The following is a 17,429-nucleotide window of genomic DNA, read 5'->3' on the forward strand; positions in this document are numbered from 1 at the left end:
GGTGATGATATGTTATATGTATTATATGGAACAGAAAGATTACTGATGGATCAACGTTTAGATAAGTTAAAAAAAGATCATCATTGTAATCAAGAACAGATGAATTATACAGTTTATGATGTTTCTAAAGAGGGAATGAAAGTTGTTTTAGAAGATGTAATGACACCTCCTTTTTTAAGTGATGAAAAAATGGTTGTTATTAAAAAAGCAGATTTTCTAACAACCAAAAAAATAAAAAAAGATAATCATGATATAGATTATTTTATGCAATGTTTACCTTATTTAGATAAAACAGTGCATCTTGTTATTTTTAATGATGAAAAGAATTTTGATGAAAGAAAAAAAGTTGTCAAGATGTTAAGAAAAGAAGCACAGTTTTATGAAATCAATCCTCTAAATTATTATAAAGTTTCTGATACAGCAAGACAGGCTGTTAAAAAAAGAAATTGTACTATTGATGATGATGCTTTAGAGTTACTTTTAAGTAGAAAAGGAACAAATTTAATGGATATTGCTAGTGAAGTAGAAAAGCTTTGTTTATATACACAGCATATTGATATTCATTGTGTTGAAGAACTTGTCAGTCGTCCCTTGGATGAAAATGTTTTTGATTTAACAACAGCTATTTTAAGTAAAGATAAACAAAAGATGATGTCTATTTATAAAGATTTAATGACAATTAATGAAGAACCAGTTAAATTGATTGTTTTGGTAGCTAATTCTATGCGGTTGATTTATCAAGTAAAATTATTAGATAGAAAAGGGTATACTGATCAAGAAATTGCTAAAATGTTGGCAGTTAATCCTTTTCGTTTAAAATATGTAAGAAAAGAAGGTCAATTTTTTCAAATAGATGAACTACTTAGATGTTTAAATGAATTATCTTTATTGGATGTTAAAATTAAGACGGGACAAATAGATAAAAAATTAGGCTTAGAATTATTTATGTTAAGAATATAGGAGAAATTATGGAATCATTAAGAGAATTATTTAAGATAGGATTTGGACCATCCTCTTCACATACAATGGGTCCGCAAAGAGCAGCTTCTAAAATAAAAGAACAATATCCAAATGCTTCACGTTTTGAAGTTGAATTATATGGGTCGCTTGCCTTAACTGGAAAAGGTCATTTAACAGATTATATTATTAAACAAACATTGGGCAAGCAAACGATTGTTCGTTTTAAAAGTGATCGTTTACCTTATCATCCAAATGGAATGAAATTTTATGTGTACCAAGATGAAGAAATTCTTGATACAATTACTGCTTATTCTATAGGTGGAGGAACTGTTGAATATGAAGGAAGTAAGTTGCAACAAACAAAACAAATCTATCCTCATAAAAATCTTAAAGAAATTATTCAATATATTGAAGACAATGGTATTTCCTTCTATGATTATGTTTTAAATTATGAAGATGAACATTTTAAGGCCTACTTATTTGAAGTGTTAGATAGTATGTTTACCTGTGTACAAAATGGCTTACATCATGAAGGAGTGATTCCTGGAAGGTTACAACTAAAAAGAGTTGCTAAAAGTATGTATCAACAAGCCATCAATACGCGAAGAGAAAGTGATCGAGAAAGATTACTTGTTTCAAGCTATGCTTATGCAGTTTCTGAGGAAAATGCTTGTGGTAATAAAATTGTTACTGCGCCAACATGTGGAGCAAGTGGAATTTTACCAGCAGTGTTATTTTATTGTTATAAACAATTAGAGATTCCTCGTAAAGAATTGATCAAAGCTTTGGCCGTTGCTGGATTATTTGGAAATGTTATTAAACATAATGCAACAATTTCTGGTGCTGATGGCGGATGTCAAGCAGAGGTAGGAAGTGCCTGTGCGATGGCAGCGGCAGCGTATGGTTGGATTTTAGAACTTAACAATTCTTTAATCGAATATGCTGCAGAGATGGGGCTTGAACATAATTTAGGACTAACATGTGATCCGGTTGGTGGCTATGTTCAAATTCCTTGTATTGAAAGAAATGGTTTTGGAGCTTTACGTGCAATCGATGCAGCAAGTTATGCGAAGCAATTAGGATATTTAAGAAAAAATAAAGTTTCTTTTGATTCAATTGTCAATGTTATGAAAGAAACAGGTAAAGATTTAAATAGTGCTTATAAAGAAACTTCTTTAGGTGGACTAGCAAAGGAATTTGGTTTAAAAGATGGAGACTAGAAGTTTATATGTACACATTCCTTTTTGTGAGTCTATTTGTAGTTATTGTGATTTTTGCAAGGTCTATTATGATCAAAAACAAAGTGATCTCTATTTACAAAGATTAAATGAAGAATTATCACAAATAGAGCAACATCATTTAAAAACGATTTATATTGGAGGGGGAACCCCTAGTGCTTTAAATGATGAACAATTAGAAAAATTAATGTCAATGTTAAAAACCTATAGTTTAGAAGTGGAAGAATATTGTATGGAAGTTAATCCAGAGTCAATGGATTATTATAAGTTAAAGATTTTAAAAAAAAGTGGCATTAATCGTTTAAGTATTGGTGTACAAACATTTCAAGATCATTTATTAAAAGAAATAGATCGTCATCATAATACAACACAAGTAAAAAATATTATTAAATACGCTAAAGAAATAGGTTTTGATAATATCTCAATTGATTTGATGTATGGTTTACCAAAACAAACAAAAGAAGATATTCAAAAGGATATAGAAGTTTTACAAACTTTAAATTTACAACATGTTTCTTATTATTCTTTGATTTTAGAAGAAGGAACGATTTTAAAATATAAAAATTATCAACCTTTAGATGAAGAAAGCGAATATCAATTAACATTATTCATTGATCAAGAATTAGAAAAAATAGGTTTTGAAAAATATGAAATTTCTAATTATGCTAAACAAGGTTATCAATCAAAGCATAATTTAACTTATTGGTATTATGATAATTATTATGGAATAGGATTAGGTGCATGTAGTAAAATTGATGGACAAATTATAGAACATAGTCGATCACTTACTAAATATTTAAATGGTGATTTTAAAACAACAACAATTGATGAAACAAAAGAAGAAACGATGTTTAATCAAATAATGATGTCACTTCGTTTAAAAGAAGGTTTAGATTTAAAAAAATTTAAAGAAAGATATCAAGAAGATGCTTGTGTTCTATATAAAGAAGCGGTTACTAGAAATATAGAAAAGGGTAGATTGATGATTGAAAATGATTATTTAAAAGCAACGCAAGAAGGGCAATATGTTTTAAATGATATATTAATTGATTTTATGAAATAGCAGGAATGCTATTTTTTTATTTTTTTAGCACCAAGTTGTTGACAGTGCTAAAATAAAATGTATAATGTATTTAGCACAAGAGAAATAGGAGTGCTAAAGGTGGTGAACTTGATGTTAACAGCAAGACAAATGCTGATATTCAAATGTATAGTTGAAGAATTTATCGAAAATGCTGAACCGGTTGGATCCAAGGCATTGATGGTAAAATATCAACTACCGTATTCAAGTGCAACGATTCGTAATGAAATGAACTTTCTAGAAAATTATGGCTATCTAGAAAAAACACATATTTCTTCAGGAAGAGTACCTTCTAAAGAAGGATATCGTTTCTATGTTCATAACTTAGGAAAAGTTGATTTGGATGAAGGAACAAAAAATCAAGTTGCTACAATTATTAATAAGCATCGTCGAAATTTAAATGAGATGGTGCATGAAAGTTGTAACATGTTGAGTGAATTAACTCATCTTACAAGTGTTGCATTAGGAAATGCTTTAGATGATATGTTGCAACGCATCTCTGTTGTTCCTTTGGATGATGGACGTGTAACAGCAATTATCATTACAAGTCAAGGTCATGTTGAAAATAAAGTTTTCCAATTTTCAAGTGATGTAGAAATGGAAGATTTATTAAGTTGTGTTAATGTGATGAATGAATTATTGATAGGAACACCTATCAGTGAAGTGGCATTTCGTTTAGAACGAGATGTTCGACCAATTCTTACAACGCAAGTGAAGCAACATGAAGAATTATTTAATGCGTTTTTGGAAGCATTCGTTAAATTTGCTTCAAATAGTGTTTATTTTTCTGGAAAAGAAAATATTCTCTATCAACCAGAATTTAATGATGTGGATAAATTAAGAAGACTTGTAAGTGCTTTTGAAAATTCAAAAGTGTGGAAAACTCTACCGTTATCGAGTGAGGATGGTATTCAAATCAATATTGGAAATGAAACACCTCTAGGAAAAATGAATGATGTTTCAGTAATCTCTGCTTCATTTAAAACAGGGGAAACATCAAAAGGTTCTATTTCGGTAATTGGTCCAACAAGAATGCCTTATGAAAAAGTAGTGGCATTAGTAGAGTATATATCTGAAAATATTGAAAAGGCTTGTTTAGAAGATAAACAAGATGAGAAATAGAGGTGAACAAATTGGCTGAGGAAACTAAAGTTGAAAAAGAAGTAACTGAAGAAGTTGAAGAAAACAAAGAAGCTGAGGCTGAAGTTGTTGAAGAGGAAAAAGTTGATCAAGAAGATCAAATTAAAATTCTTCAAGGTGAAGTTGATAAATGGAAAAATGATTATTATAAAGTGTTTGCGGATATGGAAAACATTAAAAGACGTATGCAAAATGAACATGCAAATAACTTAAAGTTCATGATGCAAGGTTTTATTGAACAAATGTTACCAATCGTTGATAACTTTGAAAGATCATTAGCAATTGAAAATCCAAGTGAAGAAGTGGCAAACTTCTTAAAAGGATATGAAATGATTTATAAACAAATCATGACATTATTAGAAAACCAAGGAGTTAAAGTGATTGAAGCTGAAGGTAAAGAATTTGATCCTAACTTCCATCAAGCAGTAATGACTGTAAGTGATGAAAACTTTAAACCTGGTATGGTTGTTGAAGAGTTACAAAAAGGTTATATGTTAAAAGATCGCGTTATTCGTGCATCTTTAGTAAAAGTAAGTGAATAAAATAGGAGGATTTATATTATGGCAAAAATTATTGGTATTGACTTAGGAACTACAAACTCATGTGTAAGTGTGTTAGAAAACAATGAAGTAAAAGTAATTGCAAACCCAGAAGGAAATCGTACAACACCTTCAGTTGTATCTTTCAAAAATGGTGAAATTATTGTTGGGGAAGCTGCAAAAAGACAAGCAGTAACAAACCCTGATACAGTAATGTCAGTTAAACGTTATATGGGTACTGATCATAAAGAAAACGTAAATGGTAAATCTTATACACCACAAGAAATTTCAGCAATGATCTTACAAAACTTAAAAGCAACTGCTGAAGCTTATTTAGGTGAAACAGTAACAAAAGCAGTTATCACTGTACCTGCATATTTTAATGATGCTCAAAGACAAGCAACAAAAGATGCTGGTAAAATCGCTGGTTTAGATGTTGAACGTATCATCAACGAACCAACTGCTGCAGCATTAGCATTCGGTCTTGATAAATTAGACCAAGAACAAAAAGTATTAGTTTATGACTTAGGTGGTGGTACTTTCGACGTATCTATCTTAGACTTAGCTGATGGTACATTTGAAGTATTAGCTACTGCTGGTAACAATAAATTAGGTGGGGATGATTTCGATAAGAAAATCATGGACTACATCGTAGATGAATTCAAGAAAGAAAATGGTATTGATTTATCTAACGATAAAATGGCAATGCAACGTATTAAAGAAGCTGCAGAAAAAGCTAAAAAAGACTTATCTGGTGTAATGCAAACTCAAATTTCATTACCATTCATCTCAGCTGGTGCTGCTGGACCATTACACTTAGAATTATCATTAACAAGAGCTAAATTTGATGAAATTACAAGAGACTTAGTTGTAGCTACTGAAGGACCAGTTAGACAAGCATTAAGTGATGCTGGAATGCAACCAAGTGAAATTGATCAAGTATTATTAGTTGGTGGATCTACTCGTATCCCTGCTGTTCAAGAATCTGTTAAACGTTTACTTGGAAAAGAACCTAACAAATCAGTAAACCCAGATGAAGTTGTATCTATGGGTGCTGCTATCCAAGGTGGAGTTATCGCTGGTGACGTTAAAGATGTCTTATTATTAGATGTTACACCACTTTCATTAGGTATCGAAACAATGGGTGGAGTTATGACAGTATTGATTGAAAGAAATACAACAATTCCAACTACTAAATCACAAGTATTCTCTACTGCTGCTGATAATCAACCAGCTGTTGATATCAACGTATTACAAGGTGAAAGATCAATGGCTAGAGATAATAAACAATTAGGTTTATTCAAATTAGATGGTATCGAACCAGCTCCAAGAGGAGTACCTCAAATCGAAGTTACTTTCTCAATTGACGTTAACGGTATCGTAAATGTTAAAGCTAAAGATTTAAAAACTCAAAAAGAACAATCAATCGTTATTCAAAACTCTACAGGATTATCTGATGAAGAAATCGATCGTATGGTAAAAGAAGCTGAAGCTAATAAAGCTGAAGATGAAAAGAAACGTAAAGATATCGAAACAAGAAATAAAGCTGAACAAATGATCAATGAAATTGATAAAGCTTTAGCTGAACAAGGTGATAAGATTGATGCTAATCAAAAACAACAAGCAGAACAATTAAAAACTGAATTAAAAACTGCTTTAGATAACAATGATATGGCTACTCTTGAAGCTAAAATGTCAGAATTAGAACAAATGGCTCAACAAATGGCATCATATGCTTATCAACAACAACAAGCAAACCCTAATGGTGGTGCTGGACAAACAACATCAAATAACAATGATGATAATGTTGTTGATGCTGATTTCGAAGAAAAGAACTAATCACTTAAAAAACCAAGGTTCTTCCTTGGTTTTTTAAAAGTATTATAGAAAGGATGATTTTATGGCAAGTAAAAGAGATTTTTATGAAGTCTTAGGGATTTCAAAAACAGCAAACGCTGATGAAATAAAACGTGCATACCGTAAAAAAGCAAAACAATATCATCCCGATATCTGTAAAGAACCTGATGCAGAAGAAAAATTTAAAGAAGTTCAAGAAGCTTACGAAGTTTTATCTGATGATAATAAAAGAGCGGCTTATGATCGTTATGGACATGCAGCCTTTGAACAAGGTGCAGGTGGTGCTGGAGCCGGTGGCTTTGGTAGATTTGGTTTTGAAGATGTCGATTTAGGAGATATTTTTGGATCATTCTTTGGTGGCGGGGGAAGTCGTCGTCAAAGACAAAATGGACCACGTCGTGGTGATGATCATTTAATGCGTCTAGAAATTGATTTCATGGATGCAATCAATGGTGTTAAAAAAGATATTAAAGTAACTTATGATGCAGAATGTCCACATTGTCATGGTAGTGGTGCAAAAACACCAAACGATGTACAAACATGTTCGCATTGTAATGGTACAGGAACTGTTTCTAAACAACAACAATCTCCATTTGGTACATTTGTAACACAAACAACATGTCCACATTGTAATGGTACTGGTAAAGAAATTAAAGTTAAATGTCCTGACTGTCATGGTAAAGGATATATTACTAAAACAGTTACTGTTCAATTAGATATTCCAGCTGGTATCAATGATGGTCAACAATTACGCGTTGCTGGTAAAGGTGGAAGAGGATCTAATGGTGGATCTAATGGTGACTTATTTGTAGAAATCCGTGTAAGAAACAATACACACTTTATTCGTGAAGGACGTAATATTTATGTTACAATTCCTATTAGTTCAGTTGATGCAACTTTAGGATGTGAGGTAGATGTACCAACAGTACAAGGTGACGTGAAAGTTAAAATTCCTGCAGGAACACAATCTGGAACAACTTTAAGATTAAAAGGTAAAGGGGTCAAAGATTTAAGAGGAAACGGATACGGAGATCAAATGGTTAAGGTTGAAGTTAAAATTCCTACAAAACTTTCTAGTAAAGAAAAATCATTGTATGAACAATTACAAAAATTAAGTAAAAAAGAATCTATCTTTGAATCATTTAAGAAAGGATTTAAAAGATAGAATAGCGAGTAAATATAGTGGGGTGAGTTCAGTTTCATCTCACTTTTTTGGCTTTTATAGTTGTATTGATAACTGGATTTTTGGGATAAATACAGTTTTTAAGCGTTTATTAATGGATAAAAAATTTTTTGTAATTGTAGTAGTTTGTTATGTTTTTTATTAATTGTTAAAAAAATCACAAAAAGCGGGATAATATGTTAAATATTATTGAATATATATTTATATCATGATATGATTCTTATAGAAGTGAATATGATGTTAGGTTTTTATAAAAAAATACGGTCATTTTATTTAAACCCAATACATTTTTTAAGGAGGGATGTAAGCGCTAACTTTAAATATTTGTATTTTAAAAGGGAAAACAAAAATCAAGAAAGGGGTTAAATTAGTATTTAAATAACGCATAAAACACTAGTGAATGATTAATGTTGATGTTAAGGGGTATTATTTATAGTTTTATGACTCGCTTAAATAGGCATTCACAAATATAGCAGAATTACTATTCTATTATAATAATTTACTAATATTCTATTATTGATAAAACAATTGATAATAATTAGCATAAATTAAAGTTTTAGATAAGGTTTTTGGTTTTATATACCTAATTTACATCATTAATAAAAACTAGTATATGTATTAATTTATTAATTTAAAGTGAGTAGAAAATGAAAGGAAAAGTATCGAAGAATAAGTTTCTTAAAGTAGTTTTACCGGCACTTTTGGTAGTTGCTATTATTTGTCAAGCAGTCGGTTTTCAGGCAGTTTTAGCTAAAGGCAATGTTGCAACAACATCTAGCGACAGTATTTCAAACCTTACAGATCAACAATTACAAGCATTAACAAATCCTATTCTTCAATCTTACAAAGCAGATAGTAGCCATAAAGTTTGGAAAATGACTAACGATAGTCGATTAGCTGTTTTAGCAAATCAAACTAATATCGAAAATGCAAGATTACAAGAAGTGGTAAAATTAGTAAATTCAGAATTTGTTGAAAAAGAAATTATTTCATCTCCGCTAGCAATGGTTTATGCTCAAGAAAAAGATGTGAGTTATGGAGATATTTTGATTGATATTGATCAAACAAGTTCAATTACTAGTAGCTCTAATAGTAAAGAAGCATATAAAATCACTATTGGAGAAAATGGAGTTCGTTTAACTGGTGCTAGTGAAAATGCTATTATGCACGGATTAAGAACAATCCAAAATTTGATTATTACTAACGATGGATTAGTTTACGGTGAAATCGTAGATTATCCAAATGTTGCAGAACGCAGAGTACATGTCGATTGTGCTAGAAAATATATTTCTAAAGATTGGTTTATTCGTCAAATTAGAGAAATGTCATATATGAAAATGAATGCTCTTCAAATTCATTTTTCTGAAAATATGGGATTTAGAATTGAATGTGAAACAGATCCATCTATCGTTTCTGATCAATATTTAACAAAGACAGAAGTGAGAGAAATATTAGCAGAAGCTAAAAAATATGGTATTAATGTTATTCCATCATTTGATAGTCCAGGTCATGTTGATCAAATTTTAAAAGCTCATCCAGAATATGGGCAAGTTAATACTAGTGGAAATCATTATAAATCTGGTTTAGATGTTACTAATCCTGAAGCTATTGCATATATTCGTAGTTTATATGATGAATATATGGATCTATTTGAAGGATGTACTGATTTCCATATTGGTGGCGATGAGTATATGGAGTTTGACCGTGCACCATTTACTACAGAATATAAGAGTGTATTAAATTCATATGCAGTTAAAAAATATGGTCAAGGATATATTTGGAAAGATGTAATTACTGGATATATCAATGATTTAGCAGAATATGTACATAATCGTGGATTTACACCAAGAATTTGGAATGATGGTGTTTATTATGGTGAAAATTCTTATGAAGGTGCACAAAAAATAAAAATGCATGACTATATTGGAATTGATTTCTGGTCACAAATGTCATGGAATTCAAGTATTGCAAATTTACAAACATTCATTAATAAAGGCCATGATACAATTTACAATATCAATGCAAGCTTTTTCTATTATGTATTACGTAATAGTAAACCTACAGATGGCAGAGAACAACATTCATTTGATAACTTAAATGCAGATCGTAAAATCTATAATGAATGGTCACCTGGAAAGTTCCAAGGAAATCCAGCTGTAAATGATGGTTCTGATTTTATCAAGGGTGCTTCATTGGCAATTTGGTGTGATAATCCAAATTTATGTAGTGAAGATGTAATTACTGAAGATATTGCTGATGAGTTACGTGCATTAGCTTCTAAATCATGGAATACAAGTAGTAATTCAATTACTGATTTTGATAGTTTCCAAGAAAATTATACTAAATTAGGTAATGTTGCTGGATTTGAAAAAGGATCTACATTACCAGATGTTGGGGAATTCTTAACAGCGGGTGATTTAGGTAAAATTACTATTCGTTTCGTAGATGAAAACAATCAAGAATTAAAACATGAAGTAACTAAATATGGAACAGTTGGTGAAAAATTTGAATTTAGTGCAGATCCTATTTATGGATATCGTGTAATTGATAATAAACCAATTACTGGTACTTATACTAAAGAAGGTGCTGTTTATGTATTTACTTATGAATTATATACAGATAAAGCAGCTTTAAATAATGAAGTAACAAATGCATTAAAAGAAAAAGATTATATCAATGAAACATTTAGTGAATATAAAACAGCATTAATAGCTGCTAAAGCTATTAATGATAAAACTGATGCAACACAAGCAGAAGTTGATGAAGTATATGATGAACTTATCGAAGCTAAAGCAAAAGCAGTTAAAATAGAATATTATTCATTATATGTACAAAGTACATATCCACTAAAACAAGATGATTATGTTGGTGGATATGAAGCATATAAACAAGCTGTAGATGCTGGTAAAGCATTATTATCTAGCGATACTTTAAATGCTGAGACTGCTAAAGGAGCTTATGAAGCAATTAAAACTGCTAAATCAAACTTAGTAAAACCTGATGGAAATACGCCATCAATTACTGCAACAGATAACTATTACGAAAAGAATCAATGGTATCCAACTAAAGAATATAGTTATGAAAAAATGTTAGATAATGATTTGAATACTAAGTGCTGGTTTGGACAAGAACAAGCAGCGGATAAAGAATTTAAATTTACTTTTCCTACAGCTGTCAACATGACAAGTGTTCAAGTTATTCAACCTTCTAATGTAGGTCCTGATGCTTTAAAAGGTGCAGATATTGAAGTTTCATTAGATGGTGAAAAATGGACTAAAGTTGGATCAATTACGGAAAATGATTTAGATTACACAGCAACATTTGAAAAAACAGCAGTAAAATATGTCAGAGTCCGTTTAACTGTAGCTAAACCAGGTTATTGGTATCAAGTTTCTGAAGTAAAATTTGCTTATGAACAACCACAAGAAGATAACACTTTAAGAGATATGATTAATGAAGCTGAAGAATTAGATATAAGCGGTAAGTCTTCCGTTTTAGTGTCTAATATGGTTGATGCTTTAATCGCTGGTCAAAAGGAATATGTTAAAGGTACTACTGATACTACAACTGTAGAAACAAATTTAAGAAATGCTATCGATGCATTAAAAAATGCAGCTGATACTACTGATTTATCAAGATTAATAGAAGAAGTACAAAAATTAAACGAAGCTGATTATACAGTAGATTCATGGAATGATTTAAAAACTTCTTATAATAAGGCATTAAAAGTTTTAGAAAATAAAACTGCCACACAAGAACAAGTTGATAAGGCTTATGATGATTTAGATAAGGCTATTAAAGGATTAATTGATGCTCCTATAGCAGCGGATAAAACAGAGTTATTAAAAATTATGGAAACAACTAAAGAATTAGTTGAAAAAGATTATACTCCTGAATCATGGAAAGTATTAAAAGATGCACTAGATGAAGCTAATAAGGTAGTGGCTGATGATAAAGTTACTCAAGAACAAGTTAATAAGGCTTATGATGATTTAGATAAGGCTATTAAAGGATTAATTGATGCTCCTGTAATAGTAGATAAAAAAGAATTATCAAATGTTATTGAAACAACTAATGATTTTGTTGAAAAAGATTATACGGTAGATTCATGGAAAGCATTTAAAGAAGCATTAGATCATGCAAAAGATGTTTTACAAAATGAAAATACAACTCAAGATGAAGTTGATCAAGCTTTAGCATCTCTACAAGATGCCATTAAGAATTTAAAAACAGTTTCTCAAACTGGAAATAATGATCAACCAAATCAAAAACCAAATGATCAAATACAAACAAGTATTAAAAAAGAAGATGACAATAAAACATCATCAACAAAAAATAACTCTCATATAAAAACTGGTGATGATATGTCAGTTGTACCATATATTTTACTTATGGCAACAGCTGGGGGTTATATTGCACTTCAAAGAAGAAATAAAGAAGATTAAATAATAAAAGCTATATAACACATATAAATGTATGGCTATATAGTGATTTATGATTTAATAAAATGTGTTATAGACTTTTATAGTCAATTTGGAGTTAAAGATAAAAGACATCGGATTTATGGCTTTATGAAATAACATGATATTTTTAAAACGAAGCTAATTAGATAACATGAGGTTTTTTCTATGGAGGAGACCTCATGTTTTTATATGCTCTATTATTGGTGTCTTGCTATAGTCCAGATATTTTTTACTAATTTGATTTTAACATTGGTAACACAATAAACGGTAAACCTACTCAAAAATTAGTGTATTAAAAGAATAGCTAACAACTAATAATAATATTCTTTAATTAAAGCAAGTAATTGATTTAAAAATACATTTAATAAGCTTAAGAATAGAAAAATAACTATGACAAGATAAATAAGGAAAAAATTTAATGAAAAGAGAGAAATTAAAAATAACTATATCTAATTCTTTAATAGCACATAACTTAAAAATTGTAAACAGCTAATCCATTAGCGTTAGTTATTATTACGAAAAAGAGCAAACCTCATATAACAGAAAATGTCTGCTTTTATTTTAATTATTAAAACCACAAGATTTTGAAAAGTAGTTTCAAATATCATGACATAAAATAAAACCGTAAATATAGTGGGGTGAGTTCAGTTTCATCTCACTTTTTTGGCTTTTATAGTTGTATTGATAACTGGATTTTTGGGATGAATACAGTTTTTAAGCGTTTATTAATGGATAAAAAAATTTTTGTAATTGTAGTAGTTTGTTATGTTTTTTATTAATTGTTAAAAAAATCACAAAAAGCGGGATAATATGTTAAATATTATTGAATATATATTTATATCATGATATGATTCTTATAGAAGTGAATGTGATGTTAGGTTTTTATAAAAAAATACGGTCATTTTATTTAAACCTAACCACTTTTTTTAGCGAGAAATGTAAGCGCTTAAACGGATGTTCGCAGTTTAAAAAGAAAATTAGGAAAGGGGTTAAATTAGTACTTAAATAATACGTAAAATACTGGTGAATGATTAATGTTGATGTTAAGGGGTATTATTTATAGTTTTATGACTCGCTTAAATAGGCATTCACAAATATAGCAGAATTACTATTCTATTATAATAATTTACTAATATTCTATTATTGATAAAACAATTGATAATAATTAGCATAAATTAAAGTTTTAGATAAGGTTTTTGGTTTTATATACCTAATTTACATCATTAATAAAAACTAGTATATGTATTAATTTATTAATTTAAAGTGAGTAGAAAATGAAAGGAAAAGTATCGAAGAATAAGTTTCTTAAAGTAGTTTTACCGGCACTTTTGGTAGTTGCTATTATTTGTCAAGCAGTCGGTTTTCAGGCAGTTTTAGCTAAAGGCAATGTTGCAACAACATCATTAATGACTTATCCAAATGTTCAACAATATACTAAAGAAGCGGGGCAAGATTTTACTCTTGCTGAAAATAGTCGAATTTTTGTAGTAGCAAATGAAAAAACATTAAATAATACTATTTTATTAAAAGATTTAAAATTAACTAGTTCAAATTTTGAAGCCGCTGGAGTTTTATCCAAAGCCCCAATAATAGTATTCGGTAAAGAAGAAAATGCAGTAGTTAATGATATTGTTGTTAGAATGGAGGATGTGGCTGAATTAGAAGGAAAAGCTGAAAGCTACAAATTAGATATTACTGATAAAATCACAGTAACCGCTAAAGATGAAATTGGTATTTATTATGGTTTAATGTCAGTAATTCAAATGTTAAAGATTAATGATAAAATATTAGAGAAAGGAACTGTTATTGATTATCCAGATGTTGAATTACGTTCAATGCATTTAGACATTGCTCGTAAACCATTCTCTAAAGAATGGATAATTCGTCAAATCAAAGATTTATCTTGGCAAAAATATAATGCGGTTCAACTTCATTTTTCTGAAAATGAAGGATTTAGAATTCAAAGTGATACTCTAGATGCAATCGAAGGATTTAAATATAAATATGATGATGTATTAAGTAAACAAGATATTTTAGATATTATTCAAGTTGCTAATGATTATCATATTGAAATCGTGCCTTCTTTAGATTCTCCAGGTCACTCGGGAGCAGTTTTACAATATCTGCCAACTGATTACAGTTGTAGAGAACTATTCCCAACCGATGCTCGACGAAATCAATGCTTTAATATCTTTACAAATCCTGAAGCTAGAGAATTCTTAGTAAATTTAATGACTGAATTTATTGAATTCTTTGGTGATGCGGGATGTAAACATTTTAATATTGGCGGTGATGAGTTCTTAGCTAAATTCTCTAGTTTTAGTAATGAACAATACGGACAAATTATGACATATTTTAATGATATTTCTAAGATAGTTAAAGATAACGGAATGACTCCAAGAGCATGGAATGATGGTTTATTATTTGGTGATTATGAGGGTTATACATTGGATAGTGACATTGAAGTTTGTTACTGGGCAGCTCCTGAAAACTGTGCATCGGTAGCGGATTTTGTTGCTAATGGTAACAAAGTAATCAACTATTCTGATGTTTATATGTACTATGTACTTTCTTGGTGGTGGCAAACTAATGCAGTACCAGAAGGTGATCGTATTTATAATGAATGGCATCCTGGTAAATTCTCTAACTTATCCGGAACAGCACAAACTTTTGAAGAACCTTATCCAGAATATGTAATGGGTGGTTCTTACGCAGTTTGGTGTGATGATCCAAATTATGAAAGCGAACAAAGCGTAGAAGATAAAATCTATCATCGCACACGTGCAACAGCTTATAAGATGTGGAACGCGAACGATAATCAACCAGACTATGATGTTTTTAAAGCTGCTGTTGATAAATTGGGAAGAACTCCAGGCTTCAATGAGGCTTTACCTGCTCCGGGTGAAGTGTTCCAGGGTGAAGATACAGCAACAGTTACTATCAAATATATTGATAATTTTGGTAAGACTATTGCTGCAGATGATGTATTCTATGGTCTAAATGATAGTGATTATCATTTTGAAGCAAAAGAATTATTTGGATATAGTTTTATTGAATCAGATTTACCATTAGATGGTAAATATAACGGTAATATGACAATTACTTTAAAATATCAATTACATTGTGATAAAACTGATTTAAAAAAAGAAATATTTGAACCATTAGCAGTAAGTGAATATATTAATGAAACTGTAGCTGATTATAATAAAGCATTAACAATGGCAAAAGAAATATATTTTGACGAAACAAGTGGACAATTAGCTGTTAATAACGCATTAAGAGCATTACAAGATGCTAAAAATAAAGCTGTAAAATTGGAATATTATTCATTATATGTTGAAGTTACATATCCATTAAATGAAAGTGACTATTCAAGTGGATATCAAGCTTATAAAAATGCTGTAACTACAGGAAAAACATTACTTAATAGTGAAGGATTAACTGTTGAAAAAGCTAAAGAAGCTTATAATGCAATTCAAACAGCTAAGCAATCATTAGTTAAACCTAATGCTAAAGTTCCAACTATTTCAGCAACTGATACTTATTATCAATCTAATAACTACAATAATATGATTGATGGTAATATTAATACTAAATGTTGGTTTAATAGCAACCAAGAAATTGGTAAAGAAGTTAAATTCACATTTACTCGTCCAATAAATATTAGTTCTATCCAAATCATTCAACCAAGCAATGCTGGTAAAGATATAATTGATGGTGCTGATGTGCAAATCTCCACTGATGGAAAAAATTGGACAACAGTAGGAACGTTAGATAATTCAGCATTTGAAAAAACTATTACTTTTGATAAGACATTGACTAAATATGTTAGAATTGTTCTTACTGAAGGTAAAGGGAACTGGTATCAAATTGCAGAAGTTAAGTTTGAATTAGAAGAAATACCTGAAGATTCAACTTTAAAAGATATGATTTTAGAAGCTGAAACATTAAATATTACTGGTAAATCTAGTGGCTCAGTAAATGAAATGATTGATGCATTAATTGTTGCTCAAAAATCTTATGTTGAAGGAAAAGTTGATGTAACTGAAGAAACTAATAATTTACGTAATGCAATCAATGCATTAAGAGATACAGTTACCTCAAACAAAGAAAAACTAACAAATAAGATTAATGATGCAAAAGAAATAGAAAATAATAACTATTCTATTGAATCATGGTCAAGATTTGAAAAAGCTTTATTAGAAGCAATCATTGTTAATGAAGATAGTAATGCTACTCAAGAACAAGTTGATAAGGCTTATGATGATTTAGATAAGGCTATTAAAGTATTAATTGATGCTCCTGTAATAGTAGATAAAAAAGAATTATCAAATGTTATTGAAACAACTAATGATTTTGTTGAAAAAGATTATACGGTAGATTCATGGAAAGCATTTAAAGAAGCATTAGATCATGCAAAAGATGTTTTACAAAATGAAAATACAACTCAAGATGAAGTTGATCAAGCTTTAGCATCTCTACAAGATGCCATTAAGAATTTAAAAACAGTTTCTCAAACTGGAAATAATGATCAACCAAATCAAAAACCAAATGATCAAATACAAACAAGTATTAAAAAAGAAGATGACAATAAAACATCATCAACAAAAAATAACTCTCATATAAAAACTGGTGATGATATGTCAGTTGTACCATATATTTTACTTATGGCAACAGCTGGGGGTTATATTGCACTTCAAAGAAGAAATAAAGAAGATTAAATAATAAAAGCTATATAACACATATAAATGTATGGCTATATAGTGATTTATGATTTAATAAAATGTGTTATAGACTTTTATAGTCAATTTGGAGTTAAAGATAAAAGACATCGGATTTATGGCTTTTAAGGTAATGATCGATGTCTTTTTTTTGAAAATAAGATTTTGCTTTTGTTGTATTGTTTATACTTTCTACAGGTGTTTTGTTTTTTAATAAGTTGTTTATAAACAAAAAAACAGTACTATG

At 29.8% G+C, this 17,429-nt stretch carries 9 protein-coding genes; all 9 read left to right on the forward strand.

Annotated features, from left to right (window positions below; all coding sequences use genetic code 11):
* Positions 1-9 precede the first annotated feature (9 nt).
* Entirely contained in the window at positions 10-960 is a 951-nt protein-coding gene (gene holA, locus Fi14EGH31_RS04595; RefSeq protein ID WP_032091585.1) for a DNA polymerase III subunit delta, read from the forward strand.
* An 8-nt stretch (positions 961-968) separates the two neighbouring features.
* Positions 969-2,180, forward strand: coding sequence for an L-serine ammonia-lyase, iron-sulfur-dependent, subunit alpha (locus Fi14EGH31_RS04600; RefSeq protein ID WP_022002216.1), 1,212 nt, complete (start codon positions 969-971; stop codon positions 2,178-2,180).
* Positions 2,170-3,261 carry a radical SAM family heme chaperone HemW gene (hemW, locus tag Fi14EGH31_RS04605; protein WP_107029931.1) on the forward strand — a complete coding sequence of 364 codons (1,092 nt, stop codon included), beginning with the start codon at positions 2,170-2,172 and terminating at the stop codon, positions 3,259-3,261. The genes Fi14EGH31_RS04600 and hemW overlap by 11 nt, the downstream gene beginning before the upstream one ends.
* Positions 3,262-3,372: 111 nt before the next feature.
* Complete coding sequence (gene hrcA / locus Fi14EGH31_RS04610; RefSeq protein WP_107029932.1) at positions 3,373-4,401, forward strand: heat-inducible transcriptional repressor HrcA; 1,029 nt, start codon at positions 3,373-3,375, stop codon at positions 4,399-4,401.
* 2 nt (positions 4,402-4,403) lie between these two features.
* Positions 4,404-4,961, forward strand: coding sequence for a nucleotide exchange factor GrpE (grpE, locus tag Fi14EGH31_RS04615; RefSeq protein WP_032091580.1), 558 nt, complete (start codon positions 4,404-4,406; stop codon positions 4,959-4,961).
* 18 nt (positions 4,962-4,979) lie between these two features.
* On the forward strand, positions 4,980-6,797 hold the full coding sequence (gene dnaK, locus Fi14EGH31_RS04620; protein WP_032091579.1) for a molecular chaperone DnaK: 1,818 nt from the start codon (positions 4,980-4,982) through the stop codon (positions 6,795-6,797).
* Positions 6,798-6,858: 61 nt separating this feature from the next.
* Positions 6,859-7,980: a molecular chaperone DnaJ gene (dnaJ, locus tag Fi14EGH31_RS04625; RefSeq protein ID WP_200765189.1), complete on the forward strand. Its 1,122-nt coding sequence runs from the start codon at positions 6,859-6,861 to the stop codon at positions 7,978-7,980.
* Positions 7,981-8,645: 665 nt separating this feature from the next.
* Complete coding sequence (locus Fi14EGH31_RS04630) at positions 8,646-12,443, forward strand: family 20 glycosylhydrolase (protein WP_200765190.1); 3,798 nt, start codon at positions 8,646-8,648, stop codon at positions 12,441-12,443.
* 1,292 nt (positions 12,444-13,735) lie between these two features.
* Entirely contained in the window at positions 13,736-17,182 is a 3,447-nt protein-coding gene (locus Fi14EGH31_RS04635; RefSeq protein ID WP_234697826.1) for a family 20 glycosylhydrolase, read from the forward strand.
* The last annotated feature ends 247 nt before the right edge of the window (positions 17,183-17,429 follow it).

It is taken from the genome of Faecalibacillus intestinalis, from assembly GCF_015097455.1.
Classification (GTDB): domain Bacteria; phylum Bacillota_I; class Bacilli_A; order Erysipelotrichales; family Coprobacillaceae; genus Faecalibacillus; species Faecalibacillus intestinalis.

Coding starts and splice junctions, on each gene's coding strand:
- dnaJ (WP_200765189.1), top strand. CDS start 6,859: ATGGCAAGTAAAAGAGATTTTTATGAAGTCTTAGGGATTTCAAAAACA.
- Fi14EGH31_RS04630 (WP_200765190.1), top strand. CDS start 8,646: ATGAAAGGAAAAGTATCGAAGAATAAGTTTCTTAAAGTAGTTTTACCG.
- hrcA (WP_107029932.1), top strand. CDS start 3,373: ATGTTAACAGCAAGACAAATGCTGATATTCAAATGTATAGTTGAAGAA.
- Fi14EGH31_RS04600 (WP_022002216.1), top strand. CDS start 969: ATGGAATCATTAAGAGAATTATTTAAGATAGGATTTGGACCATCCTCT.
- hemW (WP_107029931.1), top strand. CDS start 2,170: ATGGAGACTAGAAGTTTATATGTACACATTCCTTTTTGTGAGTCTATT.
- holA (WP_032091585.1), top strand. CDS start 10: ATGTTATATGTATTATATGGAACAGAAAGATTACTGATGGATCAACGT.
- dnaK (WP_032091579.1), top strand. CDS start 4,980: ATGGCAAAAATTATTGGTATTGACTTAGGAACTACAAACTCATGTGTA.
- Fi14EGH31_RS04635 (WP_234697826.1), top strand. CDS start 13,736: ATGAAAGGAAAAGTATCGAAGAATAAGTTTCTTAAAGTAGTTTTACCG.